General features: G+C 63.0%; 13 protein-coding genes. 1 reads left to right on the forward strand and 12 read right to left on the reverse strand.

All coding sequences use genetic code 11. The annotated features are described in order from the left end of the window. Positions 1–77: 77 nt before the first annotated feature. Positions 78–1,211 carry a tyrosine-type recombinase/integrase gene (locus V1293_RS08855; RefSeq protein ID WP_334508561.1) on the forward strand — a complete coding sequence of 378 codons (1,134 nt, stop codon included), beginning with the start codon at positions 78–80 and terminating at the stop codon, positions 1,209–1,211. A gap of 89 nt (positions 1,212–1,300) precedes the next feature. Here V1293_RS08855 and V1293_RS08860 read toward each other — a convergent pair whose 3' ends face one another. The 12 genes from V1293_RS08860 to V1293_RS08915 all read right to left on the reverse strand — a co-directional run bounded on the left by V1293_RS08860 (position 1,301) and on the right by V1293_RS08915 (position 12,563). After that, positions 1,301–1,510: a helix-turn-helix domain-containing protein gene (locus V1293_RS08860; RefSeq protein ID WP_334508563.1), complete on the reverse strand. Its 210-nt coding sequence runs from the start codon at positions 1,508–1,510 to the stop codon at positions 1,301–1,303. Between the two features lie 438 nt (positions 1,511–1,948). Beyond that, a complete protein-coding gene (locus V1293_RS08865) occupies positions 1,949–3,490 on the reverse strand; it encodes a DUF3363 domain-containing protein (RefSeq protein WP_334508566.1) in 1,542 nt (513 codons plus the stop codon). Beyond that, positions 3,490–3,774 carry a hypothetical protein gene (locus tag V1293_RS08870; protein ID WP_334508568.1) on the reverse strand — a complete coding sequence of 95 codons (285 nt, stop codon included), beginning with the start codon at positions 3,772–3,774 and terminating at the stop codon, positions 3,490–3,492. Before V1293_RS08870 ends, V1293_RS08865 begins: the two co-directional genes overlap by 1 nt. 947 nt (positions 3,775–4,721) lie before the next feature. After that, positions 4,722–5,420, reverse strand: a complete 699-nt coding sequence (locus tag V1293_RS08875; RefSeq protein WP_334508570.1) for a transposase — start codon at positions 5,418–5,420, stop codon at positions 4,722–4,724. A gap of 327 nt (positions 5,421–5,747) precedes the next feature. Continuing rightward, the gene (locus V1293_RS08880; RefSeq protein WP_334508571.1) at positions 5,748–6,173 is read right to left on the reverse strand and encodes a FixH family protein; all 426 of its coding nucleotides are present in this window, start codon (positions 6,171–6,173) and stop codon (positions 5,748–5,750) included. Continuing rightward, complete coding sequence (locus tag V1293_RS08885) at positions 6,170–7,099, reverse strand: branched-chain amino acid ABC transporter permease (RefSeq protein ID WP_334508573.1); 930 nt, start codon at positions 7,097–7,099, stop codon at positions 6,170–6,172. Before V1293_RS08885 ends, V1293_RS08880 begins: the two co-directional genes overlap by 4 nt. A gap of 3 nt (positions 7,100–7,102) precedes the next feature. Further along, entirely contained in the window at positions 7,103–7,993 is an 891-nt protein-coding gene (locus V1293_RS08890; RefSeq protein ID WP_334508575.1) for a branched-chain amino acid ABC transporter permease, read from the reverse strand. Between the two features lie 19 nt (positions 7,994–8,012). Beyond that, complete coding sequence (locus V1293_RS08895; protein WP_334508577.1) at positions 8,013–8,732, reverse strand: ABC transporter ATP-binding protein; 720 nt, start codon at positions 8,730–8,732, stop codon at positions 8,013–8,015. A gap of 9 nt (positions 8,733–8,741) precedes the next feature. Then, on the reverse strand, positions 8,742–9,482 hold the full coding sequence (locus V1293_RS08900) for an ABC transporter ATP-binding protein (RefSeq protein WP_334508579.1): 741 nt from the start codon (positions 9,480–9,482) through the stop codon (positions 8,742–8,744). Continuing rightward, complete coding sequence (locus V1293_RS08905; protein ID WP_334508581.1) at positions 9,475–10,386, reverse strand: branched-chain amino acid ABC transporter permease; 912 nt, start codon at positions 10,384–10,386, stop codon at positions 9,475–9,477. Before V1293_RS08905 ends, V1293_RS08900 begins: the two co-directional genes overlap by 8 nt. 11 nt (positions 10,387–10,397) lie before the next feature. After that, on the reverse strand, positions 10,398–11,288 hold the full coding sequence (locus V1293_RS08910; protein ID WP_334508583.1) for a branched-chain amino acid ABC transporter permease: 891 nt from the start codon (positions 11,286–11,288) through the stop codon (positions 10,398–10,400). A 78-nt stretch (positions 11,289–11,366) separates the two neighbouring features. Beyond that, positions 11,367–12,563, reverse strand: coding sequence for an ABC transporter substrate-binding protein (locus tag V1293_RS08915; protein ID WP_334508584.1), 1,197 nt, complete (start codon positions 12,561–12,563; stop codon positions 11,367–11,369). Positions 12,564–13,009 lie beyond the last annotated feature (446 nt).

The raw sequence follows: 13,009 nt of genomic DNA on the forward strand, positions 1-13,009 counted from the left end.
CCCTCGATCTGAGTTAGAATCTCCCTTACCTCCGGAAGCGCCGTTCCCGCGCGAGGAGTCGGGAGTTCGAATCCCCCATGCAGCTCAGAACCGAAAAGCCCAATATTACCGCAAAGAACTATCTTACCGTTGGCCCCGGCGAATACCCGTGCGGCAACAACCTCTATCTGATCGTCACGCCAAGTGGCGGCCGTCGCTGGGCGTTCCGCTACCAGCGCAACGGCGTCGTGAAAAAGATGGGTCTCGGATCAGCCAAGCCAGCGGGCCTTAAGCTCTCTGAGGCCAAGGACAAAGCGATTGACGCGTTGCGACTGCTCGCCAAGGGAACCGATCCGAGAGAGCACCGCGATGACCAGAAGCGCCGCGAAGGATCGCGCCTGTTTGGCGAGTTCGCCGAGGAATGGCGGCAGTCCTATGAGACCGGCCTAAAACACAGGGCCGCGCGCAACAAGCTCAAGCGCATCGTGCAGGTGATCACCAAACCGCTGCACAAGCTGCGGCTCGACGAGATCGAAACCGAACACGTCGTTGCCGTTCTGCGGAAGGTCTGGCATCAGCGCGAGATCTCGCGCGACACGCGCCAGCGGCTCAAGAAGATTCTGGACGCCGCTATAGCGCTGAACCTGCGGCCGAAACACAACCCGGCCGATTGGGACAGCCGACTGAAGCCGATCATGCCGAAGCAATTGAAGCGTGGCACTATACGCGGCAGCCACAAGGCCTTGGACTACCAAGATCTGCCCGTGTTCATGCAGAAGCTCGCCGCCAATCCCGAACAAAGCGCGCGGGCGCTTGAGGTCACCATCCTCTCGTTAGCGCGAACCATCGAGGTACAGAACATGCGCTGGCCGCAACTCGACCTCGAAAGTGGACTTTGGGATTTGGGCAACCCTGACACCAAGAACGAGCGACCTAAGCGCACGCCCCTCCCAAAGCAAACGTTGATCTATCTACGCGAGGCCTACGATAGCCGCGTGAGTGACGAGTTCGTGTTCGCCGGCCGCAGCCTGGACAAATCGATCTCCAACATGACGATGCTCAAGCATCTGAAGGAGATCACCGGAGACAAAACCCTGACTGTGCACGGCTTCCGCACCACATTCCGGACCTGGGCGCAGGAAGAGACCGACTTCGAGGAGGAGATCGTCGAGCATTGTCTGCACCACATCACAGGCGATGATGCGGCGCGTCGTGATGCAGGCATTCGCTAACTTCGCGACGCGGCCACCGAACAACCAGGTGACGCCGATGAGGGCCGCCTGAGCGTTCGCGCTGTCCATTTGGACCGGGCGGCACGTCATCATTCATCGGGCAGATTTTCCAAGAAAGACGCCAGATCGGCGCGCGTGATGATGGTGCGTGTACCGTACTTTCGAATCCGCAAGCGCCCCTCCTTGATCGCCTTGTAGATTGACGTCTGGCCGAGTGAGGAAAGTACCGCAGCCTCCGGGACAGTCAGGCCGAGCTTTTCCATGGTAGGTCGGAGCATCGACGATTCGCGTTCTGCCATCCTCATGGGTCTCGCTTCACTTGCGGTAGGTCATAGTGCCCTGCTCTCCTGTGACTGCTCACGGCGCAAGATGACCTTCGTCGATGACATGCGGACTCGGTTGCTAGGGGCGAAGCGGGTGCTCGGCAACATGCGAAATTCTGGTCGTCGCAATTGCGGACGCGATTGCGTACAATTTGGCTGATGGAATATCCAGGGTTAGTTAGCGTGGTTTCGATCATCCTCCCTGACGCCAGCGGACGCTCTGCTTGGCTATCTCAGGATGAGGAAGCGCTCTGTTTCCGATTAAGCCTTACCTGCTTGGCAAGCCCCTGCCGGGCCAGCGACAGCCGGTCAAGGCCGCAAGCCGCGAAGCGGGGGTGCGGAACGCGCCAGCCTTGACGGGATGGCGCTGGTCCGGCCTGCTTGGCTTCAAACCAGCAAGGCCTGCTCTTCCGTTCACAACCCCAGCCCGCGCTTTTTACCCAAGCTCCATTCCATGCCGCCGTCATTGCGCATGAGGCCGGAGATGTGCTGCCCGATGCGGTTGTCGAGCACGGGCTGCCACGGCACGAGGCTGAAGCCGAGCCCGCCATCGCCGTTCAGGGTTTCGAGCATGACGAACCGGCCGCTGGATAGCTGGGTGGAGCCGACGAGTTGGCCGCTGACATGTTTGCCGGGAACCGTGGGCCGCCATTGCAATCCGCGTTCGGCGGCGAGCGCCTTGCCGGCTCGTTCGATGTCGGCAGCCTCGAGCCGCTGGATCAGATCCTTGGGCGCGCGGACGCGGCCGTCGCCGAGATCGGTGACGTGACCCATGTTTGCGAGCGCCTGTTTGCGCTTCTCCAGCGCCGCCCTCACCTCCTGGCCGAACCCCTCACTGGCGAGCGCGACGCGCTGGCGAGAAACCAGCTCGCGATCGAGCCAGGTCGCTCCGTCATAGCCAATCTGCGTGTCGAGGCCGGTCGGAGATAGGACGCCGATGCGGATGTTCGCGCGGTCCCGCGCCAGATCGTGGGCCTGGCCGCGCTCGGGAAGATCGGCAGGGACGCGCCAGTGATCCGCGTCGATCCGCTCGACATGGCGGGCCCGGCGCAGGGCCTCCAGCCGACGGACATGGGAGCGAACGAAGGCCTCTGGGTCGCCGCCGATGCGGTCGATGGCGGTGCGCGCCCGCTCCAGATGCTCGGACGGGCGATAGACGCCTTCTTGACCCGCGACGTCCATGATATTGCGGTCTGCGGCGCGGGGCCCGGGAGGGACGGAGCCGGCCACGACGATCATGCCCCGACCGACCTCCTCGGCGCGGGCGGCGTCCATCTCGATGTGATGCACGCGCCCATCCACGCCATCGATCACCAGCCGGACCCGCTCGCCCATCTCGTCGCCGCCAAGCCCTTTGTCGAGCACACGGCCAACGATGCGCTCGGTCGCGTTCTCGCGGTGCAGGACGTAGCGCGCCGGATGGCGGTCCTCCGCCAGCCCTTCGCGCTCCAGTGCCCGGTGCATAGTCTTTATGATGTCGCCGCGCTCGCCAAGCTCCCGCAGTGCCGGTTCGGCCTTTGGCGATATGATCCATTGCCCGGTCTCGACCTCGGTCGCCAACCCCATACGCTCCAGCTTGCGCGCCCGCTCGATCAGCAGGGCGCGGTTTTGGCGGAACGTGTCCCGCATGTCCTGGTCAGGGCGCAGGTCGGTAAACTCCTTCCCCTGCTGCTCGGCGATCAGCATCCGGTCGAGCTTGGTGAAGCGGTCGGCATCCACCTCACGCTCAAGGTGTTCTGCCACCTCAAGCTCGGTCTGCCGGCCCAGTTCCAGTGTGACGATTTCGCTGGCGCGCTCGCGAATGCCGTAGGCGATATAATCGCCGGCGATGTTAAGGGTCCTGCCGTCATCGGTAATGCCCCGAACGATGATGTGGGTGTGAGGGTGACCGGTGTTGTGGTGATCAACCGCGATCCAGTCGAGTCTCGTCCCAAGGTCGGCTTCCATCTGCTTCATCAGATTGCGGGTGGTCTCGCGCGGATCCGCCAGCTCCCCCCTTCTTCGGCGGAGACGATGAAGCGAAACTGATGGCGATCTTCGCGGCCCCGATCGAGGAAGGCGCGGCCATCCTCGACATCGCGCTCGGCCGAATAGACCTGACCTTTCTCTCCGTCTTTCGTCACGCCATCCCGCTCAAGATAGCGCAGGTGGGCGTCTACCGCTTTGGCGCTGACGAACCCACGGCCCCGCATTGCTCCGCGCTGCGGATTGAGCTTCACGACGCGGGCCTTTACCGCCACGCGCCGCGCCCGTGTGCGCACCCCGCTTGCGTCCCGGCTCCACGCGCTCCGATCCTTCAGCATCAGCGCTGTCGCAGCGCCACGGCCCCGCGCATTGAACCGGCCGCTTCCCTTCCCGGTCCTGATCGGGGTTGCCACCGGCCCGACGTATGGCCTGTTGGACCTCGCCGAGGAAGCTGGCCGGTCGTCGGCGGATGCCGCCAAGCCGGCGCGCACGTGTCCTTGCACCGCCACGATCCCGGACCTTGCCGGGACGGATGCGAAAGTCGTCTTCGTTGCTCGCCATGAGATGACGATCGGAGGTCGAAAAACACCGAGCAAGCGCCGAATGCTCCGTCGCATGGGAGCGCAGAAATACGTGCATCGGCGTAAACACTGCGGTCTCTCATTCCCCGCACATTGCGGGCGATGGCGCTTGGATCATTGCAAACAAAAGAGAAAATGTCAGCGGCGCCCCCGGGAACACCTTACCGCACAACGAGCGAACTCGACAAAACCAATGTGCAGACAAAAACTTAGGAACGAAGTTCCGGCAGCGAGGAATCTCGCTTTATCTTGCCTTCCTAATCGGGCGTGCAAAGTCAACTCCCTCCTACGCTTTTTTGCGGCTTCTCTAAACAAGCAGCGCTCCTTATCTCGCTGCTTCGATTGCGAGCAGCGTTCGCCAACAGCACGGTCGCGACTTGCATTCTCCAGGCGGGGTCCATGCGTTCCTTCGCGTTCAGCACCAGGGCTGTCGCATGCTCTTCATCAGGTTCGTAAACAGGGCTGTCCAAGCAGTCTGGCGCTCTCATCACGAGGGACGGAAGCAGGCAAGAGATAGCGGACATTCCCCGTTTCGCGGCCCCGCCAGGGGACGCTCACCGCGCGCGCGGATCTTTAATCTTTGCTCCTCCTCAACATGCTGGGTGCAACACCAGCGCTAATCTTTCGTGCTCCTGCAGCAGTTACTGTGCAGGCTTCAATCGCAATCGTTGCGTGACCTTGGCGCCGAAGCCGACGTGGAAGTCGGTTTCGCTGACCCACATCCTGTGCAGGATACCGGCAAGCTTGCGCGCGACCGCGACGATCGCGCACAGCATGCTCGACCGTTGGGCGATCCGCAGGCCCCAGGCCCGCAATGCCGACCATTTCCTGACCCGTAGCAACAGGCTTGCGGCCGCCTCGCATTGCGCCTCCCGAACCGCAACGTCGCCCTGCCTGCTGATGCGGCCCTCGTAGTCGATCGACGTTCCAGACTGATGTCGCCTCGGCGTCAGGCCAAAATGCGCTCCGACTGTTCGAGATCGCGCAAAGCGTCTGGGATCATCTACCCCCACTTTGAACGAAAGAGCGGCAACGGGACCGACGCCAGGCACCGTCATCAAACGGCGGCAAACAGCGTCGTGCTGAACCACCTGAAGAAGCACGCGATGCAATCTTTCGTAGCCCTCGAAGATCGCCCGCCGCACGTCCAGCATGGCCTCAATCATCACAGAAAAGATTGGATCGCCGTGTTCGAAGAGCTCCCGGACGCGTGCTTCGTAGCCGCCGCGACCAACGGCTCCCATCAGCAAGCCATACGCTAGCAGCGTTCCACGAATGTGATTTTCTAAGTCGATCAGCTTGCGCTTGAAGAGCTTCCTGTTGGCCAGAAGTGAGTGCATTTCTGCATGTCGATGTTCTTGACATGAACCGCACGGTACCAGCCCAAGCGCATCATCTGTGCGATGCCGCGTGCATCATTCCGATCGGTCTTGTTGCGCATCGTCGACAGCGACACATACCTTGCCGCCATCGATTGCGGGCTATCTTCGGCTGCGCGTCGTGCGGACTGCCCGCCACTCTCGACGATCTGGCCTTTCGAGACAAGTAGTACAATTCGACTTTGCATGAGCGAGAATCGGCAAGTCGGAACCGGCGATCAGTCTAGAGACATTTGCTTTCAGCGGCCACTTGACCCCCAGCGTCGAAAGCCATCAGCCGAGAGCGCTTCAATGCCTGTGCTGGCTCGAGGATGGTTTGACGTCAATGACTTCCGCTCCTTCGAAGCGCAACATCGCAATCACGCGGTCGCGCACGGCGCCGCGCAGATCGATCTGCACCGCCCAGTCGCCGTGCATCTCGAGCTCGAGCCGGACGTGATAAACGCCTTTTTCCGTCTGCTCGGTCGCCTTCACAGGGCGTACGTTGTGCATGCCGGGCATCGAGGGCATGTCCGCTCCGACGGATACGGTCAGCCCCGAGAGCGGTTCGCCGGAACGCGCGTTCGCAAGCCTGATGGTGCAGTCGTACTCCAGCACCTGCCCGGCCGAGACGCAGGTCACAGCGGCCTTGGCGCGCACCTGGCCGTGCGCAGCTTGCGGACAACCGGCCATCAGTGCCGCCACGGCAACAAGCATGCAAGTGATCGTTCTCATCGCGGTCCTCGTCCGCTTCGGGGCGTTCCGGATATCGTATTCCGGAACAATCGGCCAATGCTGTTCACCAGTCGCTCATCGAGCAGGCCGCGCGGACGAACAATCAGCAGCAACGCAACCAGGCCGCCGAAAATGATCATGCGGTAGCCCGCAAAAAGTCGCACTGATTCGAGGAGCCCGATGTCGATGACGACCCCGAGCAGCGGTCCAAGCGCAGTGCCGAGCCCGCCGATCAGACCGTAGGCGAGAGAATGGACCCCGAGCATGACATCGAAGGTTCGCGGCTCGACATAAGTGGTCAGGTGGGCGTAGAGGCCGCCGCCGACCGCCGCGAGCGCGCCGGCGATGCCGGCCGCGAGAACCTTGTAGCGGGCGACCGCAATCCCCTGCAGCGAGGCAAGCGTCGCATCCTCACCGATCATGCGGAAGATGACGCCAAGCCGCGAGCGTTCGAGCAGCATGAAGCCGCCGAGCGTGACCGCCAGCACCGCATAGATCAGCATCATGAAATCGAAGGCTTCGATGTTGTGATCGAAGATATAACGGATATTGCGAAAGCCGTCGGTGCCGTTGGGGCCAACTGGTTCGCCGTCGAGGTCGATCTGATAACGCAACAGCTCGAACAGGATCCGCACCATCTCGGCGAACGCAAGCGTCGCGATCGCGAACTGAAGGCCGCGAAGCCGCAACGTCGGGATGCCGAGCGACACGGCGCAAGCTGCGCCCGCCGCTGCGCCCAAGGCAATGCCCAGCGCAAGCGGCCAGCCCCACATCGCGGTAGCCACGCCGGCCGCATACGCGCCGATCGCAAAGAACGCCTGCTGGCCGAAGGAGATTTCCCCGGTGAGCAGCAGCAGATAGGCCGACAGCGCGACGAACGAGATGACGCCGATGTTGGACAGTACGCTGACCAGATAGTCGTCCATTGGTTACGCCCTGTGTGACAGCTCGACGTCAGCCATGCGGCCGAACAGGCCGCCGGGACGCGCCACAAGGAAAGCGAACAGCACGAAATAGGCAAACAGATCGCGCACCTGCGGACCGAACAGCCAGTGGCTGTGCACCTCGACGACGCCGAGCAGCAGTCCGCCGAGCAGCGCGCCGGGTATCGATCCGAGGCCGCCGATCATCATCGCGATCAGGCCCTTGAGCGTTGCCCACATGCCGAACATCGGCGTCACCTGCTGGTCGACCGCCAGCACGAGAAAACCGGCCACGCCGCCGATAGCCGATGCCGCAGCGAACGCCAGCGTGACCGAGCGCCTGACATCCACGCCGATCAGGTTCGCCGCAATCGGGTTGGCGATCACCGCACGCAGGCCAAGGCCGAAGCGCGTGTGATAGAGCGCAAGCTGCACGACAGCGGCGAGCAGGAGCGCGCTCGCCAGCATGATCAGGTGATCGGGACGGACGAGCAATGAACCGATCTCGAGCGCTGCGCCGGTCGCGAGCGGCGGAAACGGGTAGGTGTGACGCGGCAGGACCAGGACCGCAGCCTGCTCCAGCTGCATCCAGATCGCAAAACTCGACACCATCGACGCGATCCCGGCACCCGCCTTCATCGGCGCGAAGCAGAGCCGCTCCACGTAGATGCCGGTGATCACCGCTCCGGTGACAACGGCGGCAGCGACCGCAAGCAGCCCGGCGCCAAGGTCCAGATAGAGCACGGTGCCGAAATAAGCGCCGATCATGACAGTGGGCCCGTAGGACAGGTTGAGGCGCCGCATGACGCCGAAGATGACGGTGAAGCCGAGCGCGAGAAGCCCGTATGACGAGCCGATCATCACGCCGTCGATCGTATTCTGGATGAAATCGATCATCAGCTCTTGACCTGCCGGCTCATCCGGCGGCGCGGCGGGTACCGAGATAGGCCCGCTGGATCACCTCGTCTTCCGCCAGCTGACCGGGCGTGCCCTGGAAGGTGATGCGGCCTTGCTCCATCAGGAAAAACTGGTGCGCCACCTTCAGGGCCATATGCGCATTCTGCTCCACCAGCAGGATGGTGGTGCCGTCGCGATTGAGCGCAGCGACGATATCGAAGATCTCCGCCACGATAAGGGGCGCGAGGCCGAGCGAGGGCTCGTCCATCAACAGCACGCGCGGACGCGACATCAATGCGCGAGCAACCGCCAGCATCTGTTGTTCGCCGCCGGACAGCGTGCCGGCAAGCTGTTCCCTCCGCTCCTTCAGCTGCGGGAAGCGCGCGTACATGCGCTCCATGTCGGCGGCGATCCCGCTCTTGTCCCTGCGCTGGTATGCCCCCGCCAGCAGGTTCTCGCGCACTGACATCTCCGGGAAGACCAGCCGGTTCTCCGGCACCAGCGCGACACCGCGCGAGACGATTTTCGCGGGCGACAGGCCGACCAGCTCGGCGCCTTCGAGCCTGATCGAGCCGCGGCGGGGCCTGAGAATTCCGGCGATGGTCATCATCAAGGTCGTCTTGCCGGCGCCGTTCGGTCCGAGCAGGCAGGTGATCTTCCCGCCCTCAACCTGCAGCGACACGCCCTTGAGCGCTTCGATCTTACCGTAAGTGGTGACGATGTCCGATACGTTCAGCATGATTTCACCTCACCGCGTGCCGAGATAGGCTTCGCGCACGGCAGCATCGTCCTGCACGGCAGCCGGCGGCCCCTCGGCGATCTTGCGGCCAAAGTTCAGAACGGCGATCCGGTCAGCGACCGACATGACCAGCTCGACGTGATGCTCGATCAACAGGACGGTGAACCCGTCATCGCGCATCTTGCGGATGCGGGCATCGAGCTGATCTACCTCCTCGGCATTCATGCCCGCCGCCGGCTCGTCGAGCAGCAGCAGGCTGGGCCTGGCGGAAATGGCGCGGGCAAACTCCAGCCGCCGCTGCTCGCCGAAGGAGAGATTGGCGGCGAGCTCGTGGCGCTTGTGCGCAAGGTCGAAGAATTCGAGCGTCCGCTCGATTTCCGCCTGCACGTCTGCGGAGCCGCCGAACCAGCGCTTGAAGAACATTTCCTGCCGCTGCAGGCGGGAATTCTGCGCGACCCAGAGGTTCTGCCAGACCGACAGTTGCCCGAATAGCCGGATATTCTGAAAGGTTCGTGCAATGCCAAGGCTCACCCGCGCATGGGACGGCAGGGCCGAGATATCGTCGCCGTTGAAGAGAATCCGGCCTGAGGTCAATGGAAACAGGCCGGAGACCAGGTTGACGATCGTGCTCTTGCCGGAGCCGTTCGGCCCGATCAGGCCGAGAATCTCGCCGCGCTTCACGGTCAAGTCGATTCCGTCCACCGCGTGGACGCCGCCGAAATATTTGGCGATGCCCTGAAGGTCAAGCACCGGAGCTCTCCTTGCCTGCGAACAGCATGCGTTTCAAGGACGCGATGCCGCCCGCGTCGAGAAAACCGCGCGGTCGCAGGTTCATCGCAAGCACGATCAGCGCGCCGAACAGCAGATTGCGCCAATCGCCGAGAAAGCGCAGGCCCTCGATCAGGAAGCCCTGGATGAAGATGACAGCGAGCAACGTGCCGAACACGTTCGAAAGCCCGCCGAGGATCGGATAGGCGATGGCGAAGGTAGCGAGAATGACGCCGAACTGTGCATGTTCGATGTGCGTCGTGTAGTGCGCGAAAATGCCGCCGCCGATTCCGGCGATGACGCCGCCGATGGTCATCGCAGATACCTTCGCCGCCGTGACGTTGATGCCGGCGCTGTGCGCCGCAACCTCGTCTTCACCAACCGCGCGCATCACGGCACCGGCGCGCGATTGATCGAGCCACCACAGGCATGCCATGACGATCGCCACCATCAGCCAGATGAACACGAGGACGTCGAAGGTGGACCAGCCATGCTCCGGGAAGTAGCGGATCTGGCGAAAACCTTCGGCGCCGTGCGGACCGATCTTCAGCTCGCCCGCCTGGATCTGGTAGGTGAAATTGAAGAAGAACAGACGCACGGCCTCGCCGAAGGCGAGCGTGGCGACGACCAGCATCAATCCTTTCACGCGTAGCGCGGGGAAGCCGACGGCGCAGGCGGTCAGGCCGGAAACGACGGCGGAAACGCCGAGCGCGGCGAACAGATGCCACTTGAATATGACGGTGAGGATCGCCGCGACATAGGCGCCGACAGCGAAGAAGGCCGCCTGCGCCAGGCTCACCTGGCTGGTGAGCAGCACGCAATAAGCCGAGAGCCCCAGCAGCGTATGGACGCCGATGACCTGCGCGAGACCGAGATAGAAATCCATGCCTGCCCCTCTCAGTCGCGCCCTGGCGCCTTAGCGAAGATGCCTCCCGGCCGGAACACGAGGAAGGCGAACAAGAGCATCATAATGTAGAGGTCCCGTTCGGTCACACCGCGCAGGAACTGGAACAGGCTCTCCAGCCCGCCCACGATCAGGCCGGCGATGATCGCCCCCGGTATGCTGCCGAGGCCGCCGATCACGGTGACAATCAGGCCCTTGACGGTGAGCGGCTGGGCCAACAGCGGCGACAGCATGCCGATCGCCGCGCCGCTCATGGCACCGGCAATGCCGCCCAGTATGCCGGTGACCACGAAGGTCAGGACGTTCACCTGCAGGATACTGATGCCGCAGAGCTGCGAGGCGACCGGCTGCTGCGAGACGGCACGCGTGGCGATGCCCAGCCTGGTCCGATAAAGCAGCAGCAGGAACAGCACCATGCAGGCGCAACCAAGCACGAAGACGAACATCAGGTCTCCGCGCAGCATGAACGGGCCGAGCCGGACGACCACGTCGGAGTACAGCGCCGGATAAGCCAGCGGCACGCCTTGGGTCGTGTGCACGATAATCTCGTCGATCAGCAACAGCAGGCCCACGGTCGACATCAAGGTGGCCAGCGGATTGGCGACGGGGATGAACTTGAAGCCGATGAAATAGACGAGCGCGCCGATCACCCCGCCGCACAGCGCTGCGGCCATGAAGACGACGATGGCCGGCGCGGTGAAGCCGCTGAGAAGCAGCAGGCTTCCGTAAGCAGCACCGATCGACGCTGCGGCATAGGAAAGGTTAATCTTGTGCATCACACCGAAGATGAGTGTGAAACCTATTCCGAGCAGCGCGTAGGTGGAGCCGAACAGCAATCCGTCGGCGACGGACTGCACGGCATCGATCAGATCAAGCAGGTCCACTGCGGTGCCCCCACACTACAGGGTCAAGGTTGACAGGATGCGGCGGGCCAGCCGGGCCCGCCGCATCATTGACGGCGATCACGACGAAGGCTTGTGGAGGACCTGCCAGCTCCCCTCCTTCGCATGCACGTAGAGGTACGGCTTGATCGCTTCGCGGTCGTTGGTGCGCCCGACCGTGCCGAGCAGCCCTTTTGTTTCCTTCAACGCGGCCAACCCCTGACGCATCTTGTTGCGGTCGGCCTGGACGGTGTCGGGCTTTGCCATGATCTTCTGGCTCTCGATCACGTCCTTGAGGATGAACATGATCTCGTAGGCCGCCGCGCTGTGCAGATCCATGCTGCCGCCTTGCTTGGAAACGTTCTCGGCCGCGGCTTTCGCCTCCGGGGTGACGGGCGCAAAACTGGTCGGTATGATGATGCCCTCCGCCTGCTTGGCGCAACCCTGCAGCGTCTCGATGCTGGACGAACTGGTCAGGCCGATCAGGAGTTTCGGCTTCACGCCCTGGCGGTCCATCTCACGCAGCACCCCGCAGGTCGTGAATGGGTGGGCGGAAATGGCGACGATCTCCGGATTGGCACGGCGCATTTCGCGCACCTGCGTCGAGAAGGTCGTGTCATTCAGCAGCCACTCGCCGGTCCCGAGCACCTGGAAGCCGTTCTCCTCGGCCTGCTTCTTCATCACGCCGTACGTGGCATTCGAATGCGCAAAGTCCTTTTCGACGCCGCCGTAGATCGTCTTCAGATTGGGATGCTCCCGCTTCAGCCACGCGAACAGCGACTTGTACATTTCGAGCTCACTCGGGACGTTGCGAAACGCCCACTCGGAAATCGCAGCGAGGCCGCCCTTGGCAGCGACGTCGGCGAAAACGGGAAATTGCAGGCCGCTGTCGGAGGCATCGCCCACCTTCTTCTGCAGGATGCCGAAAAGCGACTCGGCAACGTTCGAGCAGGTCGGTCCGACTGCCACAAAGGCATCCGACGAAGCGATGCGGCGGATGACGGAGATTCCCTCTTCGGCATTGCAGCGATCATCGAGAAATTCGGCCGAAAGCTTCGCTTTCGTGCCGTCGCCCAGGGTGACGCCGCCCGCCTTGTTGATCTCCTCGGCCGCCGCCTTCATGGCCGCCTCGCTGTTGACGCCGAACACGCGGACGACGCCGGATTTGGCGCCGAAGCCGGTGATCTTGACTGTACGCTCCTGGGCCAGAGCGCCGCCCGAAAGACCGGTCATCGTGCCGGCAAGCAGCGCGGCCACCGCAACATTGACAATTCTCATGGTGTCTCCTCCTGCTGAAAAGCGGGCGGTTTTTCCGCCTCCTTTGTGATTGAGAATTTGCAAAGGCCGGTCCCGCGTCGCACCCCCCATGCTTGACCGTCCGCGGACAATGGTGAGCCTGAGGAATGTCACGCCCGTTTGCAAGTGCCTTGTCTTCCGGCCCGGGCTTATGCCGTGCCGCAGCAATCGAATGGCAGGCGAGCCGTCGCCCGAAACGCGCGCTGCCGTCGTTCGGGCTGCCCGCGACCTTGTGGCAGCCGTCAGCTTCGGCGACGCGCAAATGGCCGCGGTGGCCGAAGCAGTCGGTATCGCGCTCCGCGTGAAGTGTAGCAAGGCCGACGCCGCCGGCATCTGGAGCCGCCGGCATCCGGATCGGCATCATCGACGGCCTGGTCAGGCTGGTCAGCCTTGCCAAGGCGCCGCCAGCGATCAACAATGTCGCCTTG

Origin of the sequence: Bradyrhizobium sp. AZCC 1693, from assembly GCF_036924745.1 — a bacterium.
Taxonomy (GTDB): Bacteria; Pseudomonadota; Alphaproteobacteria; order Rhizobiales; family Xanthobacteraceae; genus Bradyrhizobium.

Bases quoted from the DNA above. Each gene is read 5' to 3' on its own strand.
- V1293_RS08880 (WP_334508571.1), bottom strand. From the start codon at position 6,173: ATGAGAACGATCACTTGCATGCTTGTTGCCGTGGCGGCACTGATGGCC.
- V1293_RS08860 (WP_334508563.1), bottom strand. From the start codon at position 1,510: ATGGCAGAACGCGAATCGTCGATGCTCCGACCTACCATGGAAAAGCTC.
- V1293_RS08875 (WP_334508570.1), bottom strand. From the start codon at position 5,420: ATGCACTCACTTCTGGCCAACAGGAAGCTCTTCAAGCGCAAGCTGATC.
- V1293_RS08905 (WP_334508581.1), bottom strand. From the start codon at position 10,386: ATGGATTTCTATCTCGGTCTCGCGCAGGTCATCGGCGTCCATACGCTG.
- V1293_RS08865 (WP_334508566.1), bottom strand. From the start codon at position 3,490: ATGAAGCAGATGGAAGCCGACCTTGGGACGAGACTCGACTGGATCGCG.
- V1293_RS08885 (WP_334508573.1), bottom strand. From the start codon at position 7,099: ATGGACGACTATCTGGTCAGCGTACTGTCCAACATCGGCGTCATCTCG.
- V1293_RS08890 (WP_334508575.1), bottom strand. From the start codon at position 7,993: ATGATCGATTTCATCCAGAATACGATCGACGGCGTGATGATCGGCTCG.
- V1293_RS08855 (WP_334508561.1), top strand. From the start codon at position 78: ATGCAGCTCAGAACCGAAAAGCCCAATATTACCGCAAAGAACTATCTT.
- V1293_RS08895 (WP_334508577.1), bottom strand. From the start codon at position 8,732: ATGCTGAACGTATCGGACATCGTCACCACTTACGGTAAGATCGAAGCG.
- V1293_RS08915 (WP_334508584.1), bottom strand. From the start codon at position 12,563: ATGAGAATTGTCAATGTTGCGGTGGCCGCGCTGCTTGCCGGCACGATG.